This is a genomic window from Streptomyces sp. NPDC028289 (assembly GCF_055565975.1).
This window is the reverse complement of record NZ_JBVHTI010000012.1, coordinates 45,027-65,793: the sequence shown is the minus strand read 5'-3', so window position 1 is coordinate 65,793 and position 20,767 is coordinate 45,027. Positions and strand designations below refer to the sequence as shown.

16 protein-coding genes are annotated in these 20,767 nt (G+C 71.2%); 4 read left to right on the top strand and 12 right to left on the bottom strand.

The window, feature by feature from the left end:
* Window positions 1–95 precede the first annotated feature (95 nt).
* The 4 genes from ACZ4UV_RS46755 to ACZ4UV_RS46740 form a co-directional block, all read right to left on the bottom strand.
* The gene (locus tag ACZ4UV_RS46755) at window positions 96–1,514 is read right to left on the bottom strand and encodes a sugar porter family MFS transporter (protein ID WP_451020452.1); all 1,419 of its coding nucleotides are present in this window, start codon (window positions 1,512–1,514) and stop codon (window positions 96–98) included.
* Window positions 1,515–1,812: 298 nt separating this feature from the next.
* Window positions 1,813–5,556, bottom strand: a complete 3,744-nt coding sequence (locus ACZ4UV_RS46750) for an AAA family ATPase (RefSeq protein ID WP_451019133.1) — start codon at window positions 5,554–5,556, stop codon at window positions 1,813–1,815.
* Window positions 5,557–5,810: 254 nt separating this feature from the next.
* Window positions 5,811–6,014, bottom strand: coding sequence for a hypothetical protein (locus ACZ4UV_RS46745; protein WP_093498859.1), 204 nt, complete (start codon window positions 6,012–6,014; stop codon window positions 5,811–5,813).
* Window positions 6,015–6,396: 382 nt separating this feature from the next.
* A complete protein-coding gene (locus ACZ4UV_RS46740; RefSeq protein ID WP_351485020.1) occupies window positions 6,397–6,678 on the bottom strand; it encodes an acylphosphatase in 282 nt (93 codons plus the stop codon).
* A gap of 189 nt (window positions 6,679–6,867) precedes the next feature.
* Between ACZ4UV_RS46740 and ACZ4UV_RS46735 the strand changes: the two genes are divergently transcribed.
* A complete protein-coding gene (locus ACZ4UV_RS46735) occupies window positions 6,868–8,013 on the top strand; it encodes a CAP domain-containing protein (protein ID WP_467847584.1) in 1,146 nt (381 codons plus the stop codon).
* A gap of 70 nt (window positions 8,014–8,083) precedes the next feature.
* Entirely contained in the window at window positions 8,084–8,485 is a 402-nt protein-coding gene (locus ACZ4UV_RS46730; protein WP_390040796.1) for a winged helix-turn-helix transcriptional regulator, read from the top strand.
* Here ACZ4UV_RS46730 and mutM read toward each other — a convergent pair.
* The 8 genes from mutM to recG all read right to left on the bottom strand — a co-directional run bounded on the left by mutM (window position 8,458) and on the right by recG (window position 15,836).
* Window positions 8,458–9,318 carry a bifunctional DNA-formamidopyrimidine glycosylase/DNA-(apurinic or apyrimidinic site) lyase gene (gene mutM, locus ACZ4UV_RS46725; protein WP_390040795.1) on the bottom strand — a complete coding sequence of 287 codons (861 nt, stop codon included), beginning with the start codon at window positions 9,316–9,318 and terminating at the stop codon, window positions 8,458–8,460. The two genes, ACZ4UV_RS46730 and mutM, sit on opposite strands and share 28 nt — an antisense overlap.
* A gap of 81 nt (window positions 9,319–9,399) precedes the next feature.
* Entirely contained in the window at window positions 9,400–10,254 is an 855-nt protein-coding gene (rnc, locus tag ACZ4UV_RS46720) for a ribonuclease III (protein WP_451019136.1), read from the bottom strand.
* Window positions 10,255–10,262: 8 nt separating this feature from the next.
* The gene (gene rpmF / locus ACZ4UV_RS46715; RefSeq protein WP_003951102.1) at window positions 10,263–10,436 is read right to left on the bottom strand and encodes a 50S ribosomal protein L32; all 174 of its coding nucleotides are present in this window, start codon (window positions 10,434–10,436) and stop codon (window positions 10,263–10,265) included.
* Window positions 10,437–10,438: 2 nt separating this feature from the next.
* The gene (locus tag ACZ4UV_RS46710; RefSeq protein ID WP_093498866.1) at window positions 10,439–11,089 is read right to left on the bottom strand and encodes a YceD family protein; all 651 of its coding nucleotides are present in this window, start codon (window positions 11,087–11,089) and stop codon (window positions 10,439–10,441) included.
* A 154-nt stretch (window positions 11,090–11,243) separates the two neighbouring features.
* Window positions 11,244–12,341, bottom strand: coding sequence for an ATP synthase F0 subunit B (locus ACZ4UV_RS46705; RefSeq protein ID WP_451019138.1), 1,098 nt, complete (start codon window positions 12,339–12,341; stop codon window positions 11,244–11,246).
* Window positions 12,342–12,398: 57 nt separating this feature from the next.
* Window positions 12,399–12,878, bottom strand: coding sequence for a pantetheine-phosphate adenylyltransferase (gene coaD, locus ACZ4UV_RS46700; RefSeq protein WP_351485223.1), 480 nt, complete (start codon window positions 12,876–12,878; stop codon window positions 12,399–12,401).
* 26 nt (window positions 12,879–12,904) lie between these two features.
* The gene (gene rsmD / locus ACZ4UV_RS46695; protein WP_467847569.1) at window positions 12,905–13,492 is read right to left on the bottom strand and encodes a 16S rRNA (guanine(966)-N(2))-methyltransferase RsmD; all 588 of its coding nucleotides are present in this window, start codon (window positions 13,490–13,492) and stop codon (window positions 12,905–12,907) included.
* Window positions 13,493–13,619: 127 nt separating this feature from the next.
* Window positions 13,620–15,836 carry an ATP-dependent DNA helicase RecG gene (gene recG / locus ACZ4UV_RS46690; protein WP_451019140.1) on the bottom strand — a complete coding sequence of 739 codons (2,217 nt, stop codon included), beginning with the start codon at window positions 15,834–15,836 and terminating at the stop codon, window positions 13,620–13,622.
* 169 nt (window positions 15,837–16,005) lie between these two features.
* Here recG and ACZ4UV_RS46685 point away from each other — a divergent pair, with 169 nt between their 5' ends.
* Both ACZ4UV_RS46685 and ACZ4UV_RS46680 read left to right on the top strand, forming a co-directional pair.
* Window positions 16,006–17,832 carry an HSP90 family protein gene (locus ACZ4UV_RS46685; RefSeq protein WP_390040784.1) on the top strand — a complete coding sequence of 609 codons (1,827 nt, stop codon included), beginning with the start codon at window positions 16,006–16,008 and terminating at the stop codon, window positions 17,830–17,832.
* Complete coding sequence (locus tag ACZ4UV_RS46680) at window positions 17,829–20,765, top strand: tetratricopeptide repeat protein (RefSeq protein WP_467847774.1); 2,937 nt, start codon at window positions 17,829–17,831, stop codon at window positions 20,763–20,765. Before ACZ4UV_RS46685 ends, ACZ4UV_RS46680 begins: the two co-directional genes overlap by 4 nt.
* The last annotated feature ends 2 nt before the right edge of the window (window positions 20,766–20,767 follow it).

Below are 20,767 nucleotides of genomic sequence, written 5' to 3'. Positions count from 1 at the left end.
GCCGCCCCGCCCGGGCAGTGACCGGGCGGGACGGCGGGGGATACGAGGAGAGGGGCAGCGGGGACTTGGCCCTTCTCCCCGAGTCGGGGGCGGGCTCAGCCCATCTCCTCCAGCGACTTGCCCTTCGTCTCCTTGACGTACTTGAGGACGAACGGGATGGAGAGGGCCGCGAAGACCGTGTAGATCACGTAGGTGCTGGAGAGGTTCCAGTCGGCCAGCGACGGGAAGCTCGCGGTGATGGCCCAGTTGGCGATCCACTGCGCGGAGGCGGCCACGCCCAGGGCGGCGGCGCGGATCCTGTTCGGGAACATCTCACCGAGGAAGACCCAGACGACCACACCCCAGGACAGGGCGAAGAAGAGGACGAAGATGTGGGCCGCGATCAGCGCGGTCCAGCCCTGCGCGGACGGCAGCTTCCCGTCGACGAGGTGGTACGAGAACGCCCAGGCCTCCAGCGCCAGACCGACGACCATGCCGACCGAGCCGACGAGTGCCAGCGGCTTGCGGCCGATGCGGTCCACGAAGATCATCGCGATCACGGTGCCGATGATGTTGATGATCGACGTCGTGAAGGAGTAGAAGAACGAGTCCGTCGGGTCGACGCCCACCGACTGCCAGAGGGTCGAGGAGTAGTAGAACGCGACGTTGATGCCGACGAACTGCTGGAAGACCGACAGGCCGATGCCGACCCAGACGATCGGCTTGAAGAAGAAGGAGCCGCCGAGCAGGTCCTTGAACGTGGACTTGTGCTCGCTCTTCATCGCGTGCTCGATCTCGGCGACCCGGGCGTCCAGGTCGACGCTCTTGCCCTCGACCTCTTCGAGGATCGCGCGGGCGCGCTCACGCTTGCCGACGGAGAGCAGGAAGCGCGGGGACTCGGGGATCGCGAAGGAGAGCAGGCCGTACAGGACGGCCGGGATCACCATGACGCCGAGCATGACCTGCCAGGCCTCCAGGCCCATCAGCTTGCCGCGCTGGTCGCCGCCGGCGGCGTTCAGCAGACCCCAGTTGACCAGCTGCGAGATGGCGATGCCGACGACGATCGCGGCCTGCTGGAAGGAGCCGAGGCGGCCGCGGTAGGCGGGCGGGGCGACCTCGGCGATGTAGGCGGGGCCGATGACGGAGGCCATGCCGATGGCGAAGCCGCCGATGATCCGCCAGAAGGCGAGGTCCCAGAGCGCGAAGGGCAGCGCCGAGCCCACGGCGCTGATGGTGAACAGCACGGCCGCGATCTGCATGCAGCGGATACGGCCGATCCGGTCGGCTATGCGGCCCGCGGTCGCGGCGCCGATGGCGCAGCCGATCAGGGCGATGGCGATGACCTGGGCGAGGGCCGCGGACCCGATGTCGTAACGGGTCCGGATGGCTTCGACGGCGCCGTTGATGACGGAACTGTCGTAGCCGAAGAGGAAACCACCCATCGCGGCCGCCGCCGCGATGAAGATGACATGCCCGAGGTGATCGGGGTGAGCCGTCCCGGCTCCTGAACGGGGTGCCTGCGCAGTGCTGGTCACAAGAAACTCCTCGGGCCACCGGCAACGCCGCCGGGGGTGGGGGGGTGAGCCCTCTCAGGTCTGAGTGGCGCGCATCTCCGCACCGCTCACACCTGAAGGTAAAAGCAACGTTGCAGAGACTATGCCTTCAAGTTTCGAAGTCAATAGGCGGTGGCGTGTGAAGTTGCAGATACCACGCAATGAAGATGCGTTCACTTCTTGAAGAAGAGGGGAAGATGACGCGCCCCAAAGAGGCGCGGAGAACTGCGCGACCAGCCACAACGGTGCCGCACCCGAACGGTCGACCAGGACCCCAGTGTCAGCGCAGCCGCTGGCTGATGACCTTCGACACACCGTCGCCCTGCATGGAGACGCCGTACAGCGCGTCGGCGACCTCCATCGTCCGCTTCTGGTGCGTGATCACGATGAGCTGGGACGACTCCTGGAGCTCCTGCATGATGCGGATCAGCCGCTGCAGGTTGGTGTCGTCCAGGGCCGCCTCGACCTCGTCCATGACGTAGAACGGGCTGGGGCGCGCCTTGAAGATCGACACCAGCATCGCGACGGCGGTCAGCGAGCGTTCGCCGCCCGACAGCAGGGAGAGCCGCTTGACCTTCTTGCCCGGCGGGCGGGCCTCGACGTCCACGCCCGTGGTGAGCATGTTGTCGGGGTCGGTGAGGATCAGCCGTCCCTCGCCGCCCGGGAAGAGCCGGCTGAAGACGCCCTCGAACTCCCTCGCCGTGTCCCGGTACGCCTCCGTGAAGACCTGCTCGACTCGCTCGTCGACCTCCTTCACGACCTGGAGCAGGTCGGCGCGGGTCTTCTTCAGGTCCTCCAGCTGCTCGCTGAGGAACTTGTGCCGTTCCTCGAGGGCCGCGAACTCCTCCAGAGCCAGCGGGTTGACCTTGCCGAGCTGCTGGTAGGCCCGCTCGGCCGCCTTGAGCCGGCGCTCCTGCTCGGCCCGGTGGAAGGACTTCGGCTGGTTGCGCGGGTGCTCGGGGTCGTCCGGCAGCACCTCGCCCTCGGCGGGGGGCGAGGGCGGCACGAGCTGGTGCGGACCGTACTCCTCGACGAGCCCCGCCGGTTCGACACCGAGCTCCTCCAGCGCCTTGGTCTCCAGCTGCTCTATCCGCAGCCGCTTCTCGGCGCCGAGTACCTCGCCCCGGTGAACTGAATCCGTGAGTTTGTCGAGCTCCGCCTTGAGGTCGCGGCCGGTGGTGCGGGCGGCGGTCAGCTCCTGCTCGCGGCGGGCCTTCGCGGCCTCGGCCGCGGCACGTTCCTGCTCCGCCCGGCCGACCGAGACCTCGACGTGCGCGAGCAGCTGCCGCGCACCGGCGGCGACGGCCTCGGCGACCGCCGCCTCGTGGCGCAGCCGGGCCCGGCGCTGTTCCGCACGCGCGCGTGCCTCGCGTTCCGCGCGGGCGGCGCGGTCGAGGGAGTCGGCGCGGCCGGCGAGCCCCTTGACGCGCTCCTCGTGGGTACGGACCTGGAGCCGGGCCTCCATCTCGGTCTGGCGGGCGTTGGCGCCGTCGGCGGCGAGGCGGTCCCGTGCCGAGGTGTCGGGCTCCTCCTCGACGGGCATCTCCTCGGCCACGGCGAGCCGCTCGGCGAGGATCTCGACCTCTTCGAGTGCCTTGTCGAGGGAGTCCTGGGCGCGGGCGGCGGCCGCCGTCGAACGTTCCGCCTCGCCCGCCGCGCCGCGCGCCTGTCCGGCGAGGCGGCCGAGCTGCTGGGCGACGGCTGACTTCTCGCGGTCGGCGGCGCGGCGCCGCTCGCCCAGCTCCTCGACGAGGGCCGCGGACTCCTTGCGGAGTGCTTGGGCCGACTCCTGCGCTTCCGACAGCTCCTCGCAGCGGACGGCGAGCTCCTCCAGCTCGGCGGCGGCCTCGTCCACGGAGGCCTGGACTTCCAGCAGGCTGGGGGCGCCGGCGGAACCGCCGTGGGCGAAGTGGGCGCCGAGGAGGTCGCCTTCGGCGGTGACGGCAGTGAGGTGGGGGTGGCGGTAGACGAGGTCCTCGGCGGCTTCGAGGGTGTCTACGACGACGATGCCGGCGAGGAGGCGTCGTACGGCGGGCATGAGGTCGGCGGGGCCACGGACGAGGTCTGCTGCGAAGTTCCCTGACGGGGGGGCCGTGGTGGGTCGTCGGTCGGGTGCGGGTGTGTGGGGGCTGGTCGCGCCGTTCCCCGCGCCCCTATGGGGCGCCGCCCCGGCTTCGGCGTCTTCGGCTGCGGGTGCGTCGTGGCTGGTCGCGCCGTTCCCCGCGCCCCTTTGGGGCGCCACAGACCGGGGCGCTTCAAGGTGGGCCGTTTCAGAGTGCGGCGGTGGAGAGTGGGGGGGCTCCGGGGCCCCCGCCAGCAGCAGTGCCGCTCTGCCGCCGTCCTGCTTGCGCAGGAGACGGATCGCGTCGGCCGCCGAAGCCGGGGTGGTCACCGCGATCGCGTCCGCCGCGGTGCCGAATGCGGCTGCCAGGGCGACCTCGTGGCCCGGGGTCACCGTGAGGAGTTCTGCCGCCGGGCCCAGGATGCCGGTGAGGCGGTCCCGGGCGCCGAGCAGTATGCCCGTGCCGTCCTTGCGGCGCAGGCCCAGTGCCAGCGCCTCGCGGCGGGCCTGGGTCGCGGCGCGCTTGCGTTCCGCCGCCGTGACGGCCTCGCGGGCCGCGGTCAGGGCCGCCTCCGCCTCGGCGAGCCGGTGCTTGGCCTGGTCGTGCTGTCCGGCGAGTTCCTCGTCGCCCGCGTCGAGGCCGTCGACCTCCGCCTTGAGCGCCTCGTACTCCGCCTGCGCCGAGACCGCCCGTTCCTGGGCCTCGTCGCGGGCGGCGGCCAGCCGGTCGATCTCGGCCTGGGCGGACGAGGCGCGGGAGCGGGCCGCGCCCACCTGGCCGTTCAGCCGGGCCAGGCTCTCGCGGCGGTCGGCGATGGAGCGGGCCACGTCCTTCAGGCGCCGCTCTTCCAGGGCGAGTTCGCGCTCCAGCTCGGCGCGGTGGGCGACGGTGTCGTCCAGGGCGTGCTGGGCCGCCTCCAGGGAGGCCTCCAGCTCGGCCTCCTGCTCACGGATGCGGTGGGCCTCGCGCTCCATGTCCTCGGGGTCGCGGCCGCGCCGTTCCTCGGGGGGCGCGGAGGTGGCGCTCTTCACCCGGGCGTCGGCCAGCGAGGTGGTGCCGCGGACCCGCTCGGCGAGCTGGGAGAGCTCGTACCAGGTCTGCTGGGCGCGCTGCAGGCGCGGGGTGAGCCGCCGTACCTCGTCCTCCAGGAGGGCCTCGCGCTGGAGGGCCTTCTTCAGCTCCTGCTCGGCCGCTTCCTTGCGTTCCTTGAGGGCGGCCTCGTCGGCGATCTCGGTCTGGAGTGCGTTGCGGAGTCGTACGAGGTCGTCGGCGAGCAGGCGCAGGCGGGCGTCGCGGAGGTCCGCCTGGATGACGGCGGCCCGGCGGGCGACCGCGGCCTGGCGGCCGAGGGGCTTGAGCTGGCGGCGGAGTTCGTCGGTCAGGTCCTGCACGCGCGCGAGGTTGGCCTGCATCGCGTCCAGCTTGCGCAGCGCCTTCTCCTTGCGCTTGCGGTGCTTGAGGACGCCGGCCGCCTCTTCGATGAAGGCGCGGCGGCCCATGGGATCCGCGTGCAGGACGGAGTCGAGCTGGCCCTGGCCGACGATGACGTGCATCTCGCGGCCGATGCCGGAGTCGGAGAGGAGTTCCTGGATGTCCAGGAGGCGGCAGGTGTCGCCGTTGATCTGGTACTCGCTGCCGCCGTTGCGGAACATGATCCGCGTGATGGTGACCTCGGCGTACTCGATGGGCAGCGCACCGTCGGAGTTGTCGATGGTCAGGGACACCTCGGCACGGCCCAGCGGGGGGCGCCCGGTGGTGCCGGCGAAGATGACGTCCTCCATCTTGCCGCCGCGCAGCGACTTGGCGCTGTGTTCGCCCATGACCCAGGTGAGCGCGTCCACGACATTGGACTTGCCCGAGCCGTTCGGACCGACGACACACGTGATCCCCGGCTCGAACCGGAGCGTGGTCGCCGAGGCGAACGACTTGAACCCGCGGAGGGTCAGGGCCTTGAGGTGCACGCCGTGGGACTCTACCCGGCGCCGCTACCGCACTCCACGACCCCTCGCAACCTCGCGGTTTCGCGCATGAACATGCAGGGCACACCAGACGTTAAAGAAGGTGAAAGGATGCGCGGGGCTGGAAGGGCCGGGCTCGGGGCAGGTCGGGGGCAAGAAAGAAGGGACGCCGGGGCGTCCCTTGCAAATCTTGACAACTTAAGCGGTTGAAAGGGCTGCCCAACCGCCGCATGTGCTGTTGTGGAGCGATGCAGCGATCAGGTGAGCGCAGGCTCCGCCTGGTTTGCGTCGATGCTCTCCATGATCCTGTCGGGAGAAGCGGCAGCCGTCAGCGCGTCGTTCTCGGCCTGGATCCGTACGAGCTCGGATTCGAGGTCCTGGACACGCTGCTGGAGCCGTCGCATCTCGGCGAGGAGTCGCGGGTCGGAGCCGCCGACGTAACCGAGAAGCGCCTTTGCCATGATGGATGGTCCTCCACACTGAGTGACCGACCGAAGCGGTGTGGGTCGTGAGGGATCGCACCCGCGGTGCTTGACACATCCGAGTGTTGCTCGACTGTTGCGCCATGCCAAACAGCTAAGGTGCGCGGGGCTTTCAGCGTCTCACCAAAAAGTTTGACGGTCAACACGATCACACCCCGTATTGGCGGGCGAACCCGTGGTCGGGCGGCCCTGGACGGGCGGCGCTGCGACTCCCGCGGGGCCCTCGGGGCGTGGCGATCATCTGTAAGTGCGGAGCCTGCCACGACCCGTGGTTCTTGGCAACCACCAGGCCGTTTCCGCTCGGGGCACATGCCGGTGGCAGATCACTCCGCTTCCGCATGCGCCGCTTCACGAAACGAGCTCAGCGGATGGCGAAGCCCTCGTAACCGCCCCGGGGTGTGTCCCAGATCTCGGTGACACCCTCTACACGCCCGGGCGTGTCATCGCCCTGGAGCCAGTCGAGCAGCCCTTCGCAGCCCGCCCGGGAGCCCTCCGCGACCACCTGGACGCGACCGTCGCCCAAATTGAGAGCAAAACCACTCAGGCCCCCGATCTCCAGCGCCTTGGCCCGCGTGAACCAGCGGAAGCCCACACCCTGCACGCGTCCACGGACCCAGGCGACCAGTCGCACATCCTCGCTCATGGGTGCAACCTAACCGGCCAATGTCACTCGGGGCACTCCCTCACTCAGCGGCATGCGGTACCGTCCCCACCCAATGAATCTCATATGAAACTCACTCGATCGGGTGAGTCTGGTCGACCAGAGGGAGTCATTGGCCACACCGGCCCCTGGTCGACCCCGACCGCGAGGACGAGGGAAGAGGGCAAGGACATGGGACGCCACCGACGCCACGCCGCCGGCCGCGCCGCCACGGGCCGCGCCACGGGGGTCACGGACAACGGCGGCTCGTACCCGGGCGGCCACGACCCGCAGGACTCGTACGCGGGCCTCCGCTTCGGCACGGGCACGGCCGCCTACCTGCGCCAGGACGAGTACGCCGACACGAACGCGCGCAGCTCGGCCTATCTGTTCGCGACCGAGGACGACTACGCCCGCTTCATGAACACCGCCGAGTTCCCGGCCGAGGAGTTCACCCCGGCCGGCGGCTCCCCCTCGGGCGGCGGACACCGGCGGCGGAAGAAGGGCGGGCGCCCCGTGGCCACGGGTCTGCTCGGGGTCTCCGCCGCCGTCGCCATCGGCACCGTCGCGGTGGCCGCCGGTGTGGTGCCGGGCCTGGAGAACTACAAGCTCGGCGGCGGCAGGGGCACGACCGGCGGCGAGCGGGTGCAGGCCGACGGCGCACCCAGTAACACGGCCACCGAGCAGGGCGGCACCTCCGGCAGCGCCGAGAGCCGCGGCACCGGCTCCTCGACCAGCCGTGACACCCAGCGCTCCACCACCCCGACCCCGTCGGCGTCCGCCTCGAAGTCCGCCTCCGCCTCGGCTTCCGCCTCCGCCTCCTCGTCGGCCACCCCGACGAAGACGGCGACCGAGAAGCCGACGCCCGCCACCACGCCGTCCAAGAAGGTGACGGCCACCCCGAGCAGGACGGCCGCCAAGGCCCCGGTGAAGACCGCCGCGCCGATCACCTCCTCCGAGGAGGCGGTCGTCGAGGCCGAGGTGCTGAAACTGGTGAACGAGGAGCGGGCCAAGGTCGGCTGCAGCGCAGTGTCCGCGAGCTCCTCGCTGACCAAGCTGGCCGAGGCGTTCAGCGACGACATGGCGGCGCGGAACTTCTTCGACCACACCGACCCGGACGGCAAGACGCCGTGGGACCGGGCCGCGGCGGCCGGCGTATCCAACCTCGGCGGCGAGAACATAGCCCGCGGTCAGGCCACCGCCCAGGCCGTCATGGACGCCTGGATGAACAGCGAGGGCCACCGCGCCAACATCCTGAACTGCGACTTCAAGACCCTCGGGGTCGGCGTGCACTTCGGCGAGGGCGGCCCGTGGTGGACGCAGGACTTCGGCTACTAGCCAGGCACCTGCACTAACCAGCAGATAGCGCGCCCTGTTGGTTAGCGCTGTGCTCCCGTACGCTTGACGTATGACCATCACCCAGGACGGCGTCGTGGAGCCGCAGCCTCCGTACGACGTCTTCGCCCGGGCCTGTCCCTCGCGCACCACCCTTGAGCACGTCATGGGCCGGTGGGGCGGGCTCACCCTGAGCGCGCTGCACGAGGGATCGTTCCGGTTCAACGAGCTGCGCCGGCGCGTGGACGGCGTCAGCGAGAAGATGCTCTCCCAGACGCTCCAGGCCCTGGAGCGCGACGGCCTGGTGCACCGCGAGGCCCAGCCGACCAACCCGCCGCGCGTCGACTACGAACTCACCCCGCTCGGCCGCGCCGTCGCCGAACGCCTCCTCGCCGTCGTCCACTTCGTGGAGGGCCGGATGGACGAGGTGCTGGCCGCCCGCGAGCGTTACGACGAGACGCGCGGCGCCCGCTGACACTGCGGGCAGAAGTAGCTGGACCGGTTCATCCAGGGCCGCCTGCGTATCGGCGTACCGCACCGCCGGCAGGGCAGCCCCTCCCGGCCGTAGGCGTCCAGCGAGCGGTCGAAGTACCCGGACTCGCCGTTGACGTTGACGTACAGGCTGTCGAAGCTGGTGCCGCCGACGGCCAGGGCCGCGTTCATCACGTCCCGTACATGACCGAGGAGTTCGGCGGTGCGCGGGCGGGTGAAGCCGGCGGTCGGGCGCTCGTAGTGGACGCGGGCGCGCCAAAGGGCCTCGTCCGCGTAGATGTTGCCGACTCCGCTGATCAACGACTGGTCGAGCAGCGCCCTCTTGATGGTGGACCGCTTCCGGCGCAGTGCCTGGTGGAAGGCCTCGTCGTCGAACAGCGGGTCGAGGGGGTCGCGGGCGATGTGCGCAATGACGTCCGGCAGTCCGTCGAGGGTGTTGTCGTGCAACGACAGTCCGCCGAACGTACGTTGGTCGACGAAGCGGAGCTCCGTGCCCAGGCCGTCGGCGAACCGGACGCGGATGCGCAGGTGTTTCTCCTGCGGCGCCTCGTGCGGCTGGACCAGCAGCTGGCCGCTCATGCCGAGGTGCGCGAGGACCGACTGGTTGGTGTCCTCCAGCGGCAGCCACAGGTACTTGCCGCGCCGGCTCGGGGTGCCGATGCGGTGGCCCTTGAGCCGGTGCGTGAAGTCGTCGGCGCCGGCGAGGTGCCGACGTACGGCACGCGGGTGCAGGACCTCGGCCTCGGCTACGACCCGGTGGGCGACCCACCGCTCCAGGCCGCGCCGGACGACCTCCACCTCGGGCAGTTCAGGCATCGGGGCTCCCGTGCAGGACCGTGGACGGTCCGAGCGCCCGCCTCCGTGGAAAGGGGGCGGGCGCTCGGGCTGCGCTGTTCGTCAGGCGGAGGCGGCGGACGACGGCGGGCCGTCGTCCTCCTCGGCTTCGGCCCGGGCGGCCTGCTCGGCTGCCTTGGCCTTGGCGCGTTCGTCCGCCGCGGCGCGGATGGCGCGCCAGGCGGACTCGGCGGCCTGCTGCTCCGCCTCCTTCTTGCTGCGGCCGGTGCCGGTGCCGTACGAGACGCCTCCGACGCGGGCGGCAGCAGTGAAGGTCTTCTCGTGGTCGGGGCCGGTCTCCGTGACCAGGTACTCGGGCACGCCGAGGCCCTCCGTCGCGGTGAGCTCCTGGAGACTGGTCTTCCAGTCCAGGCCGGCTCCGAGGTTCGAGGACTTCTCGATCAGCGGGTCGAAGAGCCGGTGCACCAGCTCGGACGCCGAGTCGAGGCCCTGGTCGAGATAGACCGCGCCGATCACCGCTTCCAGGGTGTCGGCGAGGATGGACGCCTTGTCCCGGCCGCCCGTGCCCTCTTCACCGCGGCCGAGCCGGATGAAGGAGCCCAGGTCGAGACCGCGGCCCACCTCCGCGAGCGCACGCGAGTTCACCACCGCGGCCCGGAGCTTGGCCAGCTGGCCCTCGGGCAGATCGGGGTGGGTGTTGTACAGCGTGTCCGTGACGACGAGACCGAGGACGGAGTCACCGAGGAACTCCAGCCGCTCGTTCGTCGGCAGGCCGCCGTTCTCGTACGCGTAGGAACGGTGGGTCAGCGCACGCACCAGAAGGGCGGACTCGAGCTTGTAGCCGAGCCGCCCTTCCAGAAGCGTGTGGGACGAGGCCGTGCTGTCCGCCTTCTTCTTGGCGGTTGGGTCCGCCTTGGGCTCATCGCCCTTCTTGGGACTGGACACAGTGCCTCTCACCTGGCCGCTCAGACTTCGAGGACCTGGCGCTTGTTGTAGGTGCCGCAAGACGGGCACGCGATGTGCTGCTGCTTGGGCTCGTGGCAGCGCTCGCACGCAACCAGGGTGGGGACCGCAGCCTTCCACTGCGACCGGCGGTGGCGCGTGTTGCTGCGCGACATCTTCCGCTTCGGAACAGCCACGGCTACTTCTCCTGCTTCTCGTCGACGCCCGCTTCCGCGTCAGCGCCGCTCATCTCGTCCTTCTCGCCGTCCTTCATGGAACCGGCGAGTCCCTGCAAAGCCGCCCAACGGATGTCGACGGCGTCGTGGTGGTGGTCCGGGTCGTCCGTGAGCCGGGCTCCGCACTCGGAGCACAGGCCCAGGCAGTCGTCCTGGCACACCGGCTGCATGGGCAGTGCGAGCACCACCGCATCGCGCAGCACGGGTTCGAGGTCGAACAGGCCGTCCTCGATGAAGAACCTGTCCTCGTCGTCCTCGGCGTCGTCGCCCGGTTCCGCGATCACGCGGCCCCGGTCGTCGGCGTCAGGGTACGAGAACAGTTCCTGGAAGTCCGCTTCGAGCTCCTGCCCGACCGGCTCCAGACACCTTACGCACTCCCCCTCGGCCTGCGCACGGGCGGTGCCTGTGACGAGCACACCTTCCATGACCGACTCGAGCCGGAGTTCGAGCTCCACCGGGGCGCCCTGCGGCACTCCGATGACCCCCTTGATCCCGAAGTCCTCGGGAGCGTCGATCGTGCGGGTCAGGCGCTGCAGCGCACCGGGACGCCGCCCCAGCTCGTGCGTGTCGAACACGAACGGGTTGCGGTGGTCGAGGCGCGCGTGAGGAGCCATTCCTGCTTTCGATCTTCGAGTTCAGAGGGACGCCGTCCGGAGATCCCTCCGGGCAGCGTGGATCGCGGACGTAGACGCGACCGAAGAGCCAGGATACTGGACCTTTCGCTGTCGGCCCAATCCGGCGGTCTTCCGCCCGCCTTCGGCCGGTTTTCTACAGGCCCCGGCCCTGCTCGTAGGCCCGCAGCTGCTCCGGCGTGATCATGCTGGTGTCGAAGAGGCTGGTCTCGTCGAGGGCGTACGACTGGTGCTGCTGATGCTGCTGCTGGGCCGCCTGCTGGGGATCGTAGACGGGCTGCTGGCCGGTGTCGTAGCCCTGGTAGGCGGCGGCGTACGGATCGGCCTGCTGGTAGCCGTAGGGGTCCTGCTGGTAGCCGTACGCGTCCTGCTGGGCGTATACGGGCTGCTGCTGGGGGTAGCCGTACGGATCCTGCGCCATGGGCTGCTGGTCGTACTGCGGCTGCTGCTGGGGCTGGGCGGCGGGCTGCTCGGCCGGGGACGGCTGGGCGGCCTGGGCCGCCCGGTCGTCCTGGTCGGCGAGGGCCGCGAGGTCGGCCAGGTAGTCGGCGTCGCTGGAGTGCTGGAACGTCGTGTTGTCGTCGGCCAGGGCACCGAGGGCGTCCGAGGCGATCCGGCCGTGCAGCTTGGCGCGGCCCTTGCCGACCGCCTCCAGGGTCTTGGCGAGGACCGCCTCGAAGGCGCCGAGCTTGACGTCCACGTAGGCGTCGGCGTCCCGGCGCAGGGTCTCGGGGTCGTGGCTGCGCTCGGGGGCGTCCTCGTCCTCGTACCCCTGCTCGTCCAGGCCGGGACCGGTGCCGAGCAGCTTCTCGCGGCCGCGGCCGACCGAGCCGAGGGTCTTGGTGAGGACGACCTCGAAGTTGGCGAGCTTGGAGTCGACGTAGTCGTCGGCGTCGGCGCGGACCTCCTCGGCCTCCTGCCGGGCCTCGGCGAGGATCCGGTCGGCCTCGGCCTGCGAGCGCCTGGCCACCTCGGTGTCGGAGATCAGCGAGCCGCGCTCGGCGTGCGCGGTCTCGATGATCCGCTCGGCCTCCATGCGGGCCTGCTCGACCATCTGGTCCCGGCCGCCGATCAGCTCCTCGGCCTGCGCGAGCGAGCCGGGCAGCGCCTGGCGCAGCTCTTCGAGCATCGCGAGCAGTTCGGCACGGTTGACCACGCACGACGCCGACATGGGCATGGACCGGGCGCCGGAGACCGTGCTCACGATCTCGTCGAGCTTCTTCTGCACGTCCACCTGTGCTCGCCACTCTCTACAGCTGGGTTGGAGACGGACGAGACGACTGTAGCCCCATCAGTCCTTGCCGAGACGCTTGTTGAGGGCCTCCAGAACGGCCGGCGGAACCAGGTGGGCGATGTCGCCGCCCCACTGGGCCACCTCCTTGACCAGCGAGGAGGAGAGGAAACTGTAGGTCGGGTTGGTCGGCACGAACAGCGTCTCGACGCCCGAGAGGCCGTTGTTCATCTGGGCCATCTGCAGTTCGTAGTCGAAGTCACTGACCGCCCGGAGGCCCTTGACGATGGCCGGGATGTCGCGCTGCTTGCAGAAGTCGACGAGGAGGCCGTGGAACGCCTCGACCCGGACGTTGCCGTAGTCGGCGGTGACCGTGCGGATCAGGTCGATCCGCTCGTCGATCTCGAACAGGCCCTTCTTGGACTTGTTGATCATCACCGCGACGTAGACCTCGTCGTACAGACGGGACGCGCGGGCAATGATGTCGAGGTGTCCGTTGGTGACGGGGTCGAACGACCCGGGACAGACGGCGCGGCGCACTTGTGATCCCTCGCTCTCCGGTCCGGTCATCGTGCGTCTTCGCACGTAGAGGCGGCGCGACCGTACCAAAACGTTCCCTCGCCGTAGCGACGGGACCGGAGGCCTTCGAAGCCGGTCGGCCAGTTGAAAACGCCACCTCTGGTGCTGCGCTCCACGGTGACGAGCGCCTCGGGCGCGAGCCAGCCCCCGGAGTGGAGTGTGAGGAGAATCTCCCGAAGATCGTCGTCCGTGACGGCGTACGGGGGGTCGAGGAAGGCGATGTCGTACGGCGGTGCGGGCGCCGGGGACCGGATGATCTGCTCGGCCTTGCCCGCTCTTACCTCGGCACCGGGGAGCCCCAGATTCTTTACGTTTTCACGTACGACGCGGGCGGCTCTGGGGTCGGCCTCCACTAGGAGGGTGTGGCCGGCACCGCGGGACAGCGCCTCCAGGCCCACGGCTCCCGAACCGGCGTAGAGGTCGAGGACGCGTTCGCCGTCCAGGGGGCCGCCGAGGAGGGACTGCCAGGTGGAGAAGAGGCCTTCGCGTGCGCGGTCGGAGGTGGGGCGGGTGCCGTTTCCTGGCGGGACTGCCAGGCGGCGCCCGCCGGCTGCGCCGGCGATCACGCGGGTCATTTTGAATCCTCGGTCCGGGGTGGTTACGGATTCAGTTTGGCAGCAGGTGCGTCGTGGTTGCTCGCGCAGTTCCTCCCCCAGCCTTCGGCCGGGGGTACCCCCAGCGCCCCTTTCGGTGCGCTGCAGCTCAGCCCTTTTCCAAGTACTGCTCCCTCTCCTCGTCCAAGAGGGCGTCCAGGGCCGTTCGCAGGCCCGGGAGGTCGGTCAGTTCGGGGTCGCGGGCCACCAGGGCCGTCGCCTCCTCCCTCGCCTCCGCGATGATCTCCTCGTCCTCGATCACCGCGAGGACGCGGAGGCTGGAGCGGGCGCCCGACTGGGCCTGGCCCAGGACGTCGCCCTCTCTGCGCTGTTCGAGGTCGATGCGGGAGAGCTCGAAGCCGTCCAGGGTCGAGGCGACCGCCGTCAGGCGCTGGCGGGCCGCGCTCGCCTCCGGCATCTCCGTGACCAGGAGGCAGAGGCCGGGGGCGGAGCCTCGGCCGACCCGGCCGCGCAGCTGGTGGAGCTGGGAGACGCCGAAGCGGTCGGCGTCCATGATCACCATGGCGGTGGCGTTGGGGACGTTGACGCCGACCTCGATGACCGTGGTGGCGACGAGGACGTCGGTCTCCCCTGCCGCGAAGCGACGCATGACCGCGTCCTTGTCGTCGGGGTGCATACGGCCGTGCAGGACCTCGACCCTGAGGCCGCTCAGCGGGCCCTTGGCCAAGTGGTCGGCCACGTCGAGGACGGCCAGCGGCGGGCGCTTCTCCGCCTCGTCCTCGGCCGACTTCTTCGCCTTCTTCGGGTCCTCCTCCTCGTCGCCGATGCGGGGGCAGACGACGTAGGCCTGGTGGCCGTTGCCGACTTCCTCTCTCACCCGTTCCCAGGCGCGGGCCAGGAAGTGGGGCTTGTCGGCGGCGGGGACGACGTGGGTGGCGATCGGGGAGCGGCCGGCCGGGAGCTGGTCCAGGACCGAGGTCTCCAGGTCGCCGAAGACCGTCATCGCGACCGTGCGCGGGATGGGGGTGGCGGTCATGACGAGGAGGTGGGGTGGCTGCTTGCCCTTGCCGCGGAGGGCGTCCCGCTGCTCGACGCCGAAGCGGTGCTGTTCGTCCACCACGACCAGGCCCAGGTCGTGGAACTGGACCTTGTCCTCGATGAGGGCGTGGGTGCCGATCACGATGCCTGCCTCGCCCGTGGCCAGGTCCAGCATGGCGTGGCGGCGGGCCGCCGTGCCCATCGAGCCGGTGAGGAGGACGACCTTGGTGGCATGGTCCGCGCCGCCGAGCATGCCGCCCTCGGCCAGTTCGCCCATCATCTCGGTGATCGAGCGGTGGTGCTGCTGGGCCAGGACCTCGGTGGGGGCGAGCATGGCGGCCTGACCGCCCGCGTCGACGACGGCGAGCATCGCGCGGAGGGCGACGAGCGTCTTGCCGCTGCCGACCTCGCCCTGGAGGAGGCGGTGCATCGGATGCTCGGTCGCCAGGTCGTCGAAGATCTCCTTCGAGACCTTCTGCTGGCCATCCGTGAGGGTGAAGGGGAGGCGGTCGTCGAAGGCCGTGAGGAGGCCGTCGGGGGACGGTCTGCGGGCCACCGCCGGGAGCAGGGCGTCGGTGTGGCGGCGGCGGGCCAGGGCGACCTGGAGGACGAAGGCCTCGTCCCACTTGAGGCGGTCGCGGGCCGCCGCGATGTCCGCCTTGGTGTGCGGGCGGTGGATCTTGAGGAGGGCGTCGGGGAGGGAGACCAGACCGCGGCCGTCGCGGAGGGGCGGGGGGAGGGGGTCCAGGGCCTCCTGGGCGCTGGGGAGGACCGTCTGGACCGCCTTGCCGATCTTCCAGGACTCCAGTTTGGCGGTGGCCGGGTAGAGCGGGATCAGGGCTCCCGCCCAGGTCTCCACGGACTCGTCCGGGTCGTCACCTCGTAGCAACTCGTAGGCCGGGTGTGCCAGTTGGAGGCGGCGGTTGAAGACCGAGACCTTGCCGGCGAACATCGCGCGGGTGCCCGGCAGGAGTTCCTTGTGGGGTTTGTGCACGCCGTTGCCGAAGAAGACCAGTTGGAGCCGGCCGCTGCCGTCGGTGATCGTGACCTCCAGGCGCTGGCCCTTGCCGCGGGGCGCCTTGGCGGAGGCGAAGGTGTGTAGGCGGGCGTCGGCGACCATGGCGACCACCGTGACGTGCTCGTCCATGGGCAGGTCGGCGAGGTGGGTGAGCTGGCCGCGCTCCTCGTATCTGCGCGGGTAGTGGTGCAGGAGGTCGCCGACGGTGTGCAGGCCGAGATGCTCGGCCATCACCTTTGCGGTGGCTGGGCCGAGCACTGACTTCAGCGGTTGTTTCAGTGGTTCTTCCAGTGCGGGCACGAGATCCATTGCACACCACACCACTGACAATGCCGTATATGTCTCGGGAAACCCCTGGTCAGGCGGCCGTTTTGAGTCATAGGATGGCGCGCTCCGGCCATCCTTCCGCGGTCACCGCCCCACCAGGGACCGCCCGACCCCGCGCCGACCACGTCTTCCCCCCTCCGGCGCAGCGACGATGGACTCCCAGACCTCACAGTCATCCCAGGCATCACAGTCACCTCATACGTTCCAGGTCGACCTGCGTGGTTTGGTGGACCTGCTCTCCCATCACCTGTACTCCAGCCCCAAGGTCTACCTGCGCGAGCTGCTGCAGAACGCCGTGGACGCGATCACCGCGAGACGGGCCGAGCAGCCCGACGCCCCGGCGCGGGTGCGGCTGTACGCGGACGGCAGTTCCCTTCGGGTGGAGGACAGCGGCGTCGGGCTCACCGAGTCGGACGTGCACAGCCTGCTCGCCACGATCGGGCGGAGCTCCAAGCGGGGGGACGGGCTGCAGGAGGCACGCTCCGACTTCCTGGGCCAGTTCGGCATCGGGCTGCTGGCCTGTTTCGTGGTCGCCGAGCGGATCCGGGTGGTCAGCCGCAGCGCCCGCACGCCGGACGCGCCGCCCGTGGAGTGGACGGCCCGGGACGACGGGTCGTACACCGTACGGACGTTGGCGCCCGAGGCGCGGCCCGAGCCCGGTACCACCGTGTACCTGGTGGCGCGGGCGGGTGCGGCGGAATGGCTGGACGAGCGGCGGGTGCTCGCGCTGGCGCGGGACTTCGGTTCGCTGCTGCCGTACGACGTCCGGGTGGGCGACGAGGCGGTCACCGACCTGCCGGCGCCCTGGGACCGGTCGTACCCCTCCCCCAGCACCCGGCGGGTGGCGCTGGCCCGGCACTGTCACGACCTGTTCGGGTTCACGCCGTTGGACTCGATCGCGCTGGACGTGCCGCTGGCCGGGATCCGGGGTGTGGCGTACGTGCTGCCGTCGGCGGTGAGTCCGGCGCAGCGGGCCACGCACCGCGTGCACCTGAAGGGCATGCTGCTCACCGAGCGGGCCGAACAGCTGCTGCCGGACTGGGCGTTCTTCGTGCGCTGCGTCCTGGACACGGACAGTCTGCGGCCGACCGCCTCGCGGGAGTCGCTCTACGAGGACGAGACGCTGGCGGCCGTACGGGAGGCGCTCGGCGAAAGGATTCGGTCCTGGCTGACCGGGCTGGCGGCCGGTGATCCGGAACGGCTCTCCGCGTTCCTGTCCGTGCACCATCTCGGGGTGAAGTCGCTGGCGCGGCACGACCCGGAGATGCTGCGGACGATGCTGCCGTGGCTCCCCTTCGAGACCACCGACGGGCAGCTGTCCCTGGAGGAGTTCGCGCAGCGGCACCCGGTGGTGCACTTCACGCGGACGGTCGAGGAGTACCGGCAGGTCGCGCCGATCGCCTCCGCGCAGGGCGTCGGGGTGATCAACGGCGGTTACACGTACGACAGCGAGCTGGTCGAGGCGCTGCCGTCGGTGCGGCCGGGGACGGTCGTCGCGGAGCTGGACGCGGACACCGTGACCGCGCATCTGGACGCGGTGGATCCGGCGGAGGAGCTGGCGGTGGCGGGGTTCCTGGGGGTGGCGCGGGCGAAGCTGGACCCACTGCAATGTGACATTGTACTGAGGGCCTTCCACCCCCTCTCGGTCCCCGCCCTCCACCTCGACGACCGCGCCGCCCGCCACGAACAGGCCCGCGCGGAGGCCGAGGAGCAGGCCGACGACCTGTGGGCGGGCATCCTGGGCTCGCTGCGCGGCAGCGCGCCCCGGGCCCGGCTGGTGCTCAACCACCTCAACCCGCTGATCCGGCGGATCAGTGCCCTCAAGGACCCGGAGCTGATCGGCACCGCGACCGAATCGCTCTACGGTCAGGCGCTGCTGATGGCCCAGCGTCCGCTGCGGCCGGCCGACTCGGCGCTGCTCAACCGCTCGTTCATCGGCCTCCTGGAGTGGGCCACTCATGGGGAAGACGATCGCTGATGGAGATTGCTGACTTCGACTCGCTGCGCCGGGCGATGGCGGAGAACTCCGAGGAACCGGAGGGGCCCGCCCGCAACGCGCGTGCGGAGCAGCTGCTGGCGGAGGCCGAGAAGCTGAACATCCCGCTCGCCGTGGTCGAGGCGCTCGGGCACCAGCTGAAGGTCTACAACTACAGCTCCGAGAAGGACAAGATGTTCGTCCCGTTCGCGCGGCTGCTGCGGATGTGGGACGAGCGGCCCGAGGACTTCGACGAGTACGAGACGCATTCGCTGCACTGGGTCTTCAAGTGGATGACGGCCGGCATGCTCGACCAGCCACACATCCCACTCGCCTCGATCGAGAAGTGGCTGGGCGAGATGGAGCACCGCTACCGGCTGGCCGGGCACTCCGAGCGGGCGGTGCGCAGCGCGGAGTTCAGTGTCGCCGGGCACGTCGGTGACCTGCCGCGCGCGGAGCGGGCGTACGCGGCCTGGCTGGCGGCGGACCGGGACCGGATGGCCGACTGCCACGCGTGCGAGCTGCACGGGCAGGGCGGCTGGCAGCTGAAGAACGGCCGGGACGAGGCGGCCCTGGAGCTGTGGGGGCCGGTGCTGGACGGCGAGTACAGCTGCGCCCACGAGCCGCACACGGTCCTGGCGTCCTCCCTCGCCCCGCTGCTGCGCCTTGGCCGCGTCGACGAGGCCCGCGCGCACCACCTGCGCGGTTTCCGTCTGGTGCGCCCCATGGAGAGCATGCGGGGCGCCTACGCGGACCATGTCGAGTTCTGCGCGCTGACCGGCAACGAGGCGCGCGGCCTTGAGCTGCTGGCGGAACGTCCCGCCTACTTCACGGACACCGGGCAGCCGCGCAGCCGGATGGACTTCCTGGCGGTGGTGGCGCTGCTGATGGACCGGCTGACCGGGCTGGGGCTCGGCGGGCAGCGGGTGCCGGGGCCCGCCGGGCGGTCGTGGACCGCCGGGGAACTCGCCGGGCACGCGCGCGCGGGGGCCCTGGAGCTGGCCGCGCGGTTCGACGCCCGCAACGGCACCTCCTACGTCGGCGACCAGCTGCGCGAGCGGATGGCGCAGCGGCCGCTGGTGGACCGGCTGCCGCTGGGCGTGCGGGCGGCGCGGACGGCGCCCGCCGGGCCGCACGCACCGGTCGTCCGGCCGCCCGCGCCGGACCAGGCGGACCAGGCGGAACAGGCGGAACAGGCGGAACAGCCGTCGCTGCCCGCGCTCCTGGCCGAGGCACGCCGGCTGTCGGACGCGCTCCGGCCGCACGCCCTGGAGGCCTGGGCGGCGGTCGCGCGGGCCGCCGAGGAGACCGAGGTGGACACGTACGTCCGCGCGGAGATCGCCGACCACACGGCGATGGGCCGCGGCCCCGAGGGGGTCGAGCTGTTCGAGCGGGCGGCGGAGCTGTACGCGGAGGCCGGCGACGAGGGCGAGGCGATCGCCGCACGCGCGCGTGCCGCCTACGTACGCGCGCTGTCGGGGGAGCTGGACGAGGCGCTGGCCGCGATCGACGAGCCGTACGACCGGATCCTCGCCCTCTACGCCGACGACGCGACCGGGGTGCGGCAGACGGCGTCCGTGCTGATGAGCCGGGCCCGGATCCTGATGCGTCAGGTGCACGAGCGGTCCACGGGCGCCGGGGACGCCGAGCAGGCCGTACGGGAGCTGCTGGCGCTGGTCGGCGGGCGCGGCGGGTCCGACGTACGGCTGGTGTCCCGGGCGGCCGAGGGGCGGGCGATGCTCGCCGAGCTGGCCGAGCACGCCGGGGACGGTGAGCGGGCGGGCGAGCTGTTCCGGCAGGCGACGGCGCAGTTCGTCGGCGCGGAGCTGCCGTGGTTCGCGGTCGAGTACGAGGTGCGGGTGGCCGCGCTCGCCCATGAGCAGGGCGACCTGGCCGAGGCGGAGCGGGCGCTGCGCGCGGCGCTGGAGCACGGCGGGCCGTACGTGGAGCCGGTCGGGCGGGCCCAGCTGCATCTGCAGCTCGCCGAGGTCGTCGGCGGCCGGGGCGCGGCCGAGGAGGCCGCCGAGCATGCCCTGGAGGCGGCGCACTGGGCCGACGAGGCCGGGCAGAGCGGCACGCTGGGTGCCTGGGCCCGGCACCAGCTGGGCGGCTTCCTGCTGCGGCAGGGGCGGTTCGCGGAGGCCGCCGAGGTGCTGGAGTCGGCGCTGGCCGACCTGAGCGCCGAGACGCACGGCGACGGTGCGGTCGTCCAGACGCAGTGGTGGCTCGGGGACTGCCTGAGCGAGCTGGGCGAGCACCACGCGGCGGCCGAACGGCGGCTGCAGGCGGCCGAGATCGCCCGGCACTGGCCCGAGCAGCACGACCACGCCACCCTCGCCCACCTGGCCGCGGAGTCGCTGGGCAACGCGGGGCTGCCGGCGGAGGCGGACCAGGCCTACACGCGCGCGGGTGAGTTGTGGCGGGCGATGGGCAACGTGCACTTCCTGGTGCGTTCGCTGCGGGCCCGCGCCTGGCTGGCGCTGCGCACGGAGGCGGGGCCGGAGGGCGCGCGGAAGCTGATGGCGGAGGCGGTGCGGGAGTGCGAGGCGGCGCTGGACGCCGTCGAGGACCCGGCCGCGGCGGAGCGGCTCGCCGGCGAACTGGGTCACACCCACCGGCAGTTCGGCGACCTGCTGGCCCGTTCCGTGCCGGAGGACGCCGACGATCGGGCGATCCGGAAGGCGTTCGAGGCGGCGCTCGCGGAGATGGCTGCCGCGATCTCGGTGTTCGCCGGGCTCGGCGAGGACGGGCTGCACAGCCGTACCGCCGCGGAACTGGCCGCGGGCTGGCTGGAGGCCGACCTCAGCCGGCCGGCCGCGGCGACGGCACGCGCACGTGCGGTGCTGGACGCCTACGAGGGCGCCGACCCGGCCGACGAGACGGTCCGGGCCCGGCGGGCGGAGGCCCGGCAGTTGCTGGAGCCCACGGAGGAGTGAAA

Bases quoted from the DNA above. Each gene is read 5' to 3' on its own strand.
- mutM (WP_390040795.1), bottom strand. From the start codon at position 9,318: ATGCCTGAACTGCCCGAGGTGGAGGTCGTCCGGCGCGGCCTGGAGCGG.
- recG (WP_451019140.1), bottom strand. From the start codon at position 15,836: ATGGATCTCGTGCCCGCACTGGAAGAACCACTGAAACAACCGCTGAAG.
- ACZ4UV_RS46730 (WP_390040796.1), top strand. From the start codon at position 8,084: ATGACCATCACCCAGGACGGCGTCGTGGAGCCGCAGCCTCCGTACGAC.
- ACZ4UV_RS46745 (WP_093498859.1), bottom strand. From the start codon at position 6,014: ATGGCAAAGGCGCTTCTCGGTTACGTCGGCGGCTCCGACCCGCGACTC.
- rsmD (WP_467847569.1), bottom strand. From the start codon at position 13,492: ATGACCCGCGTGATCGCCGGCGCAGCCGGCGGGCGCCGCCTGGCAGTC.
- ACZ4UV_RS46685 (WP_390040784.1), top strand. From the start codon at position 16,006: ATGGACTCCCAGACCTCACAGTCATCCCAGGCATCACAGTCACCTCAT.
- ACZ4UV_RS46740 (WP_351485020.1), bottom strand. From the start codon at position 6,678: ATGAGCGAGGATGTGCGACTGGTCGCCTGGGTCCGTGGACGCGTGCAG.
- ACZ4UV_RS46735 (WP_467847584.1), top strand. From the start codon at position 6,868: ATGGGACGCCACCGACGCCACGCCGCCGGCCGCGCCGCCACGGGCCGC.
- ACZ4UV_RS46710 (WP_093498866.1), bottom strand. From the start codon at position 11,089: ATGGCTCCTCACGCGCGCCTCGACCACCGCAACCCGTTCGTGTTCGAC.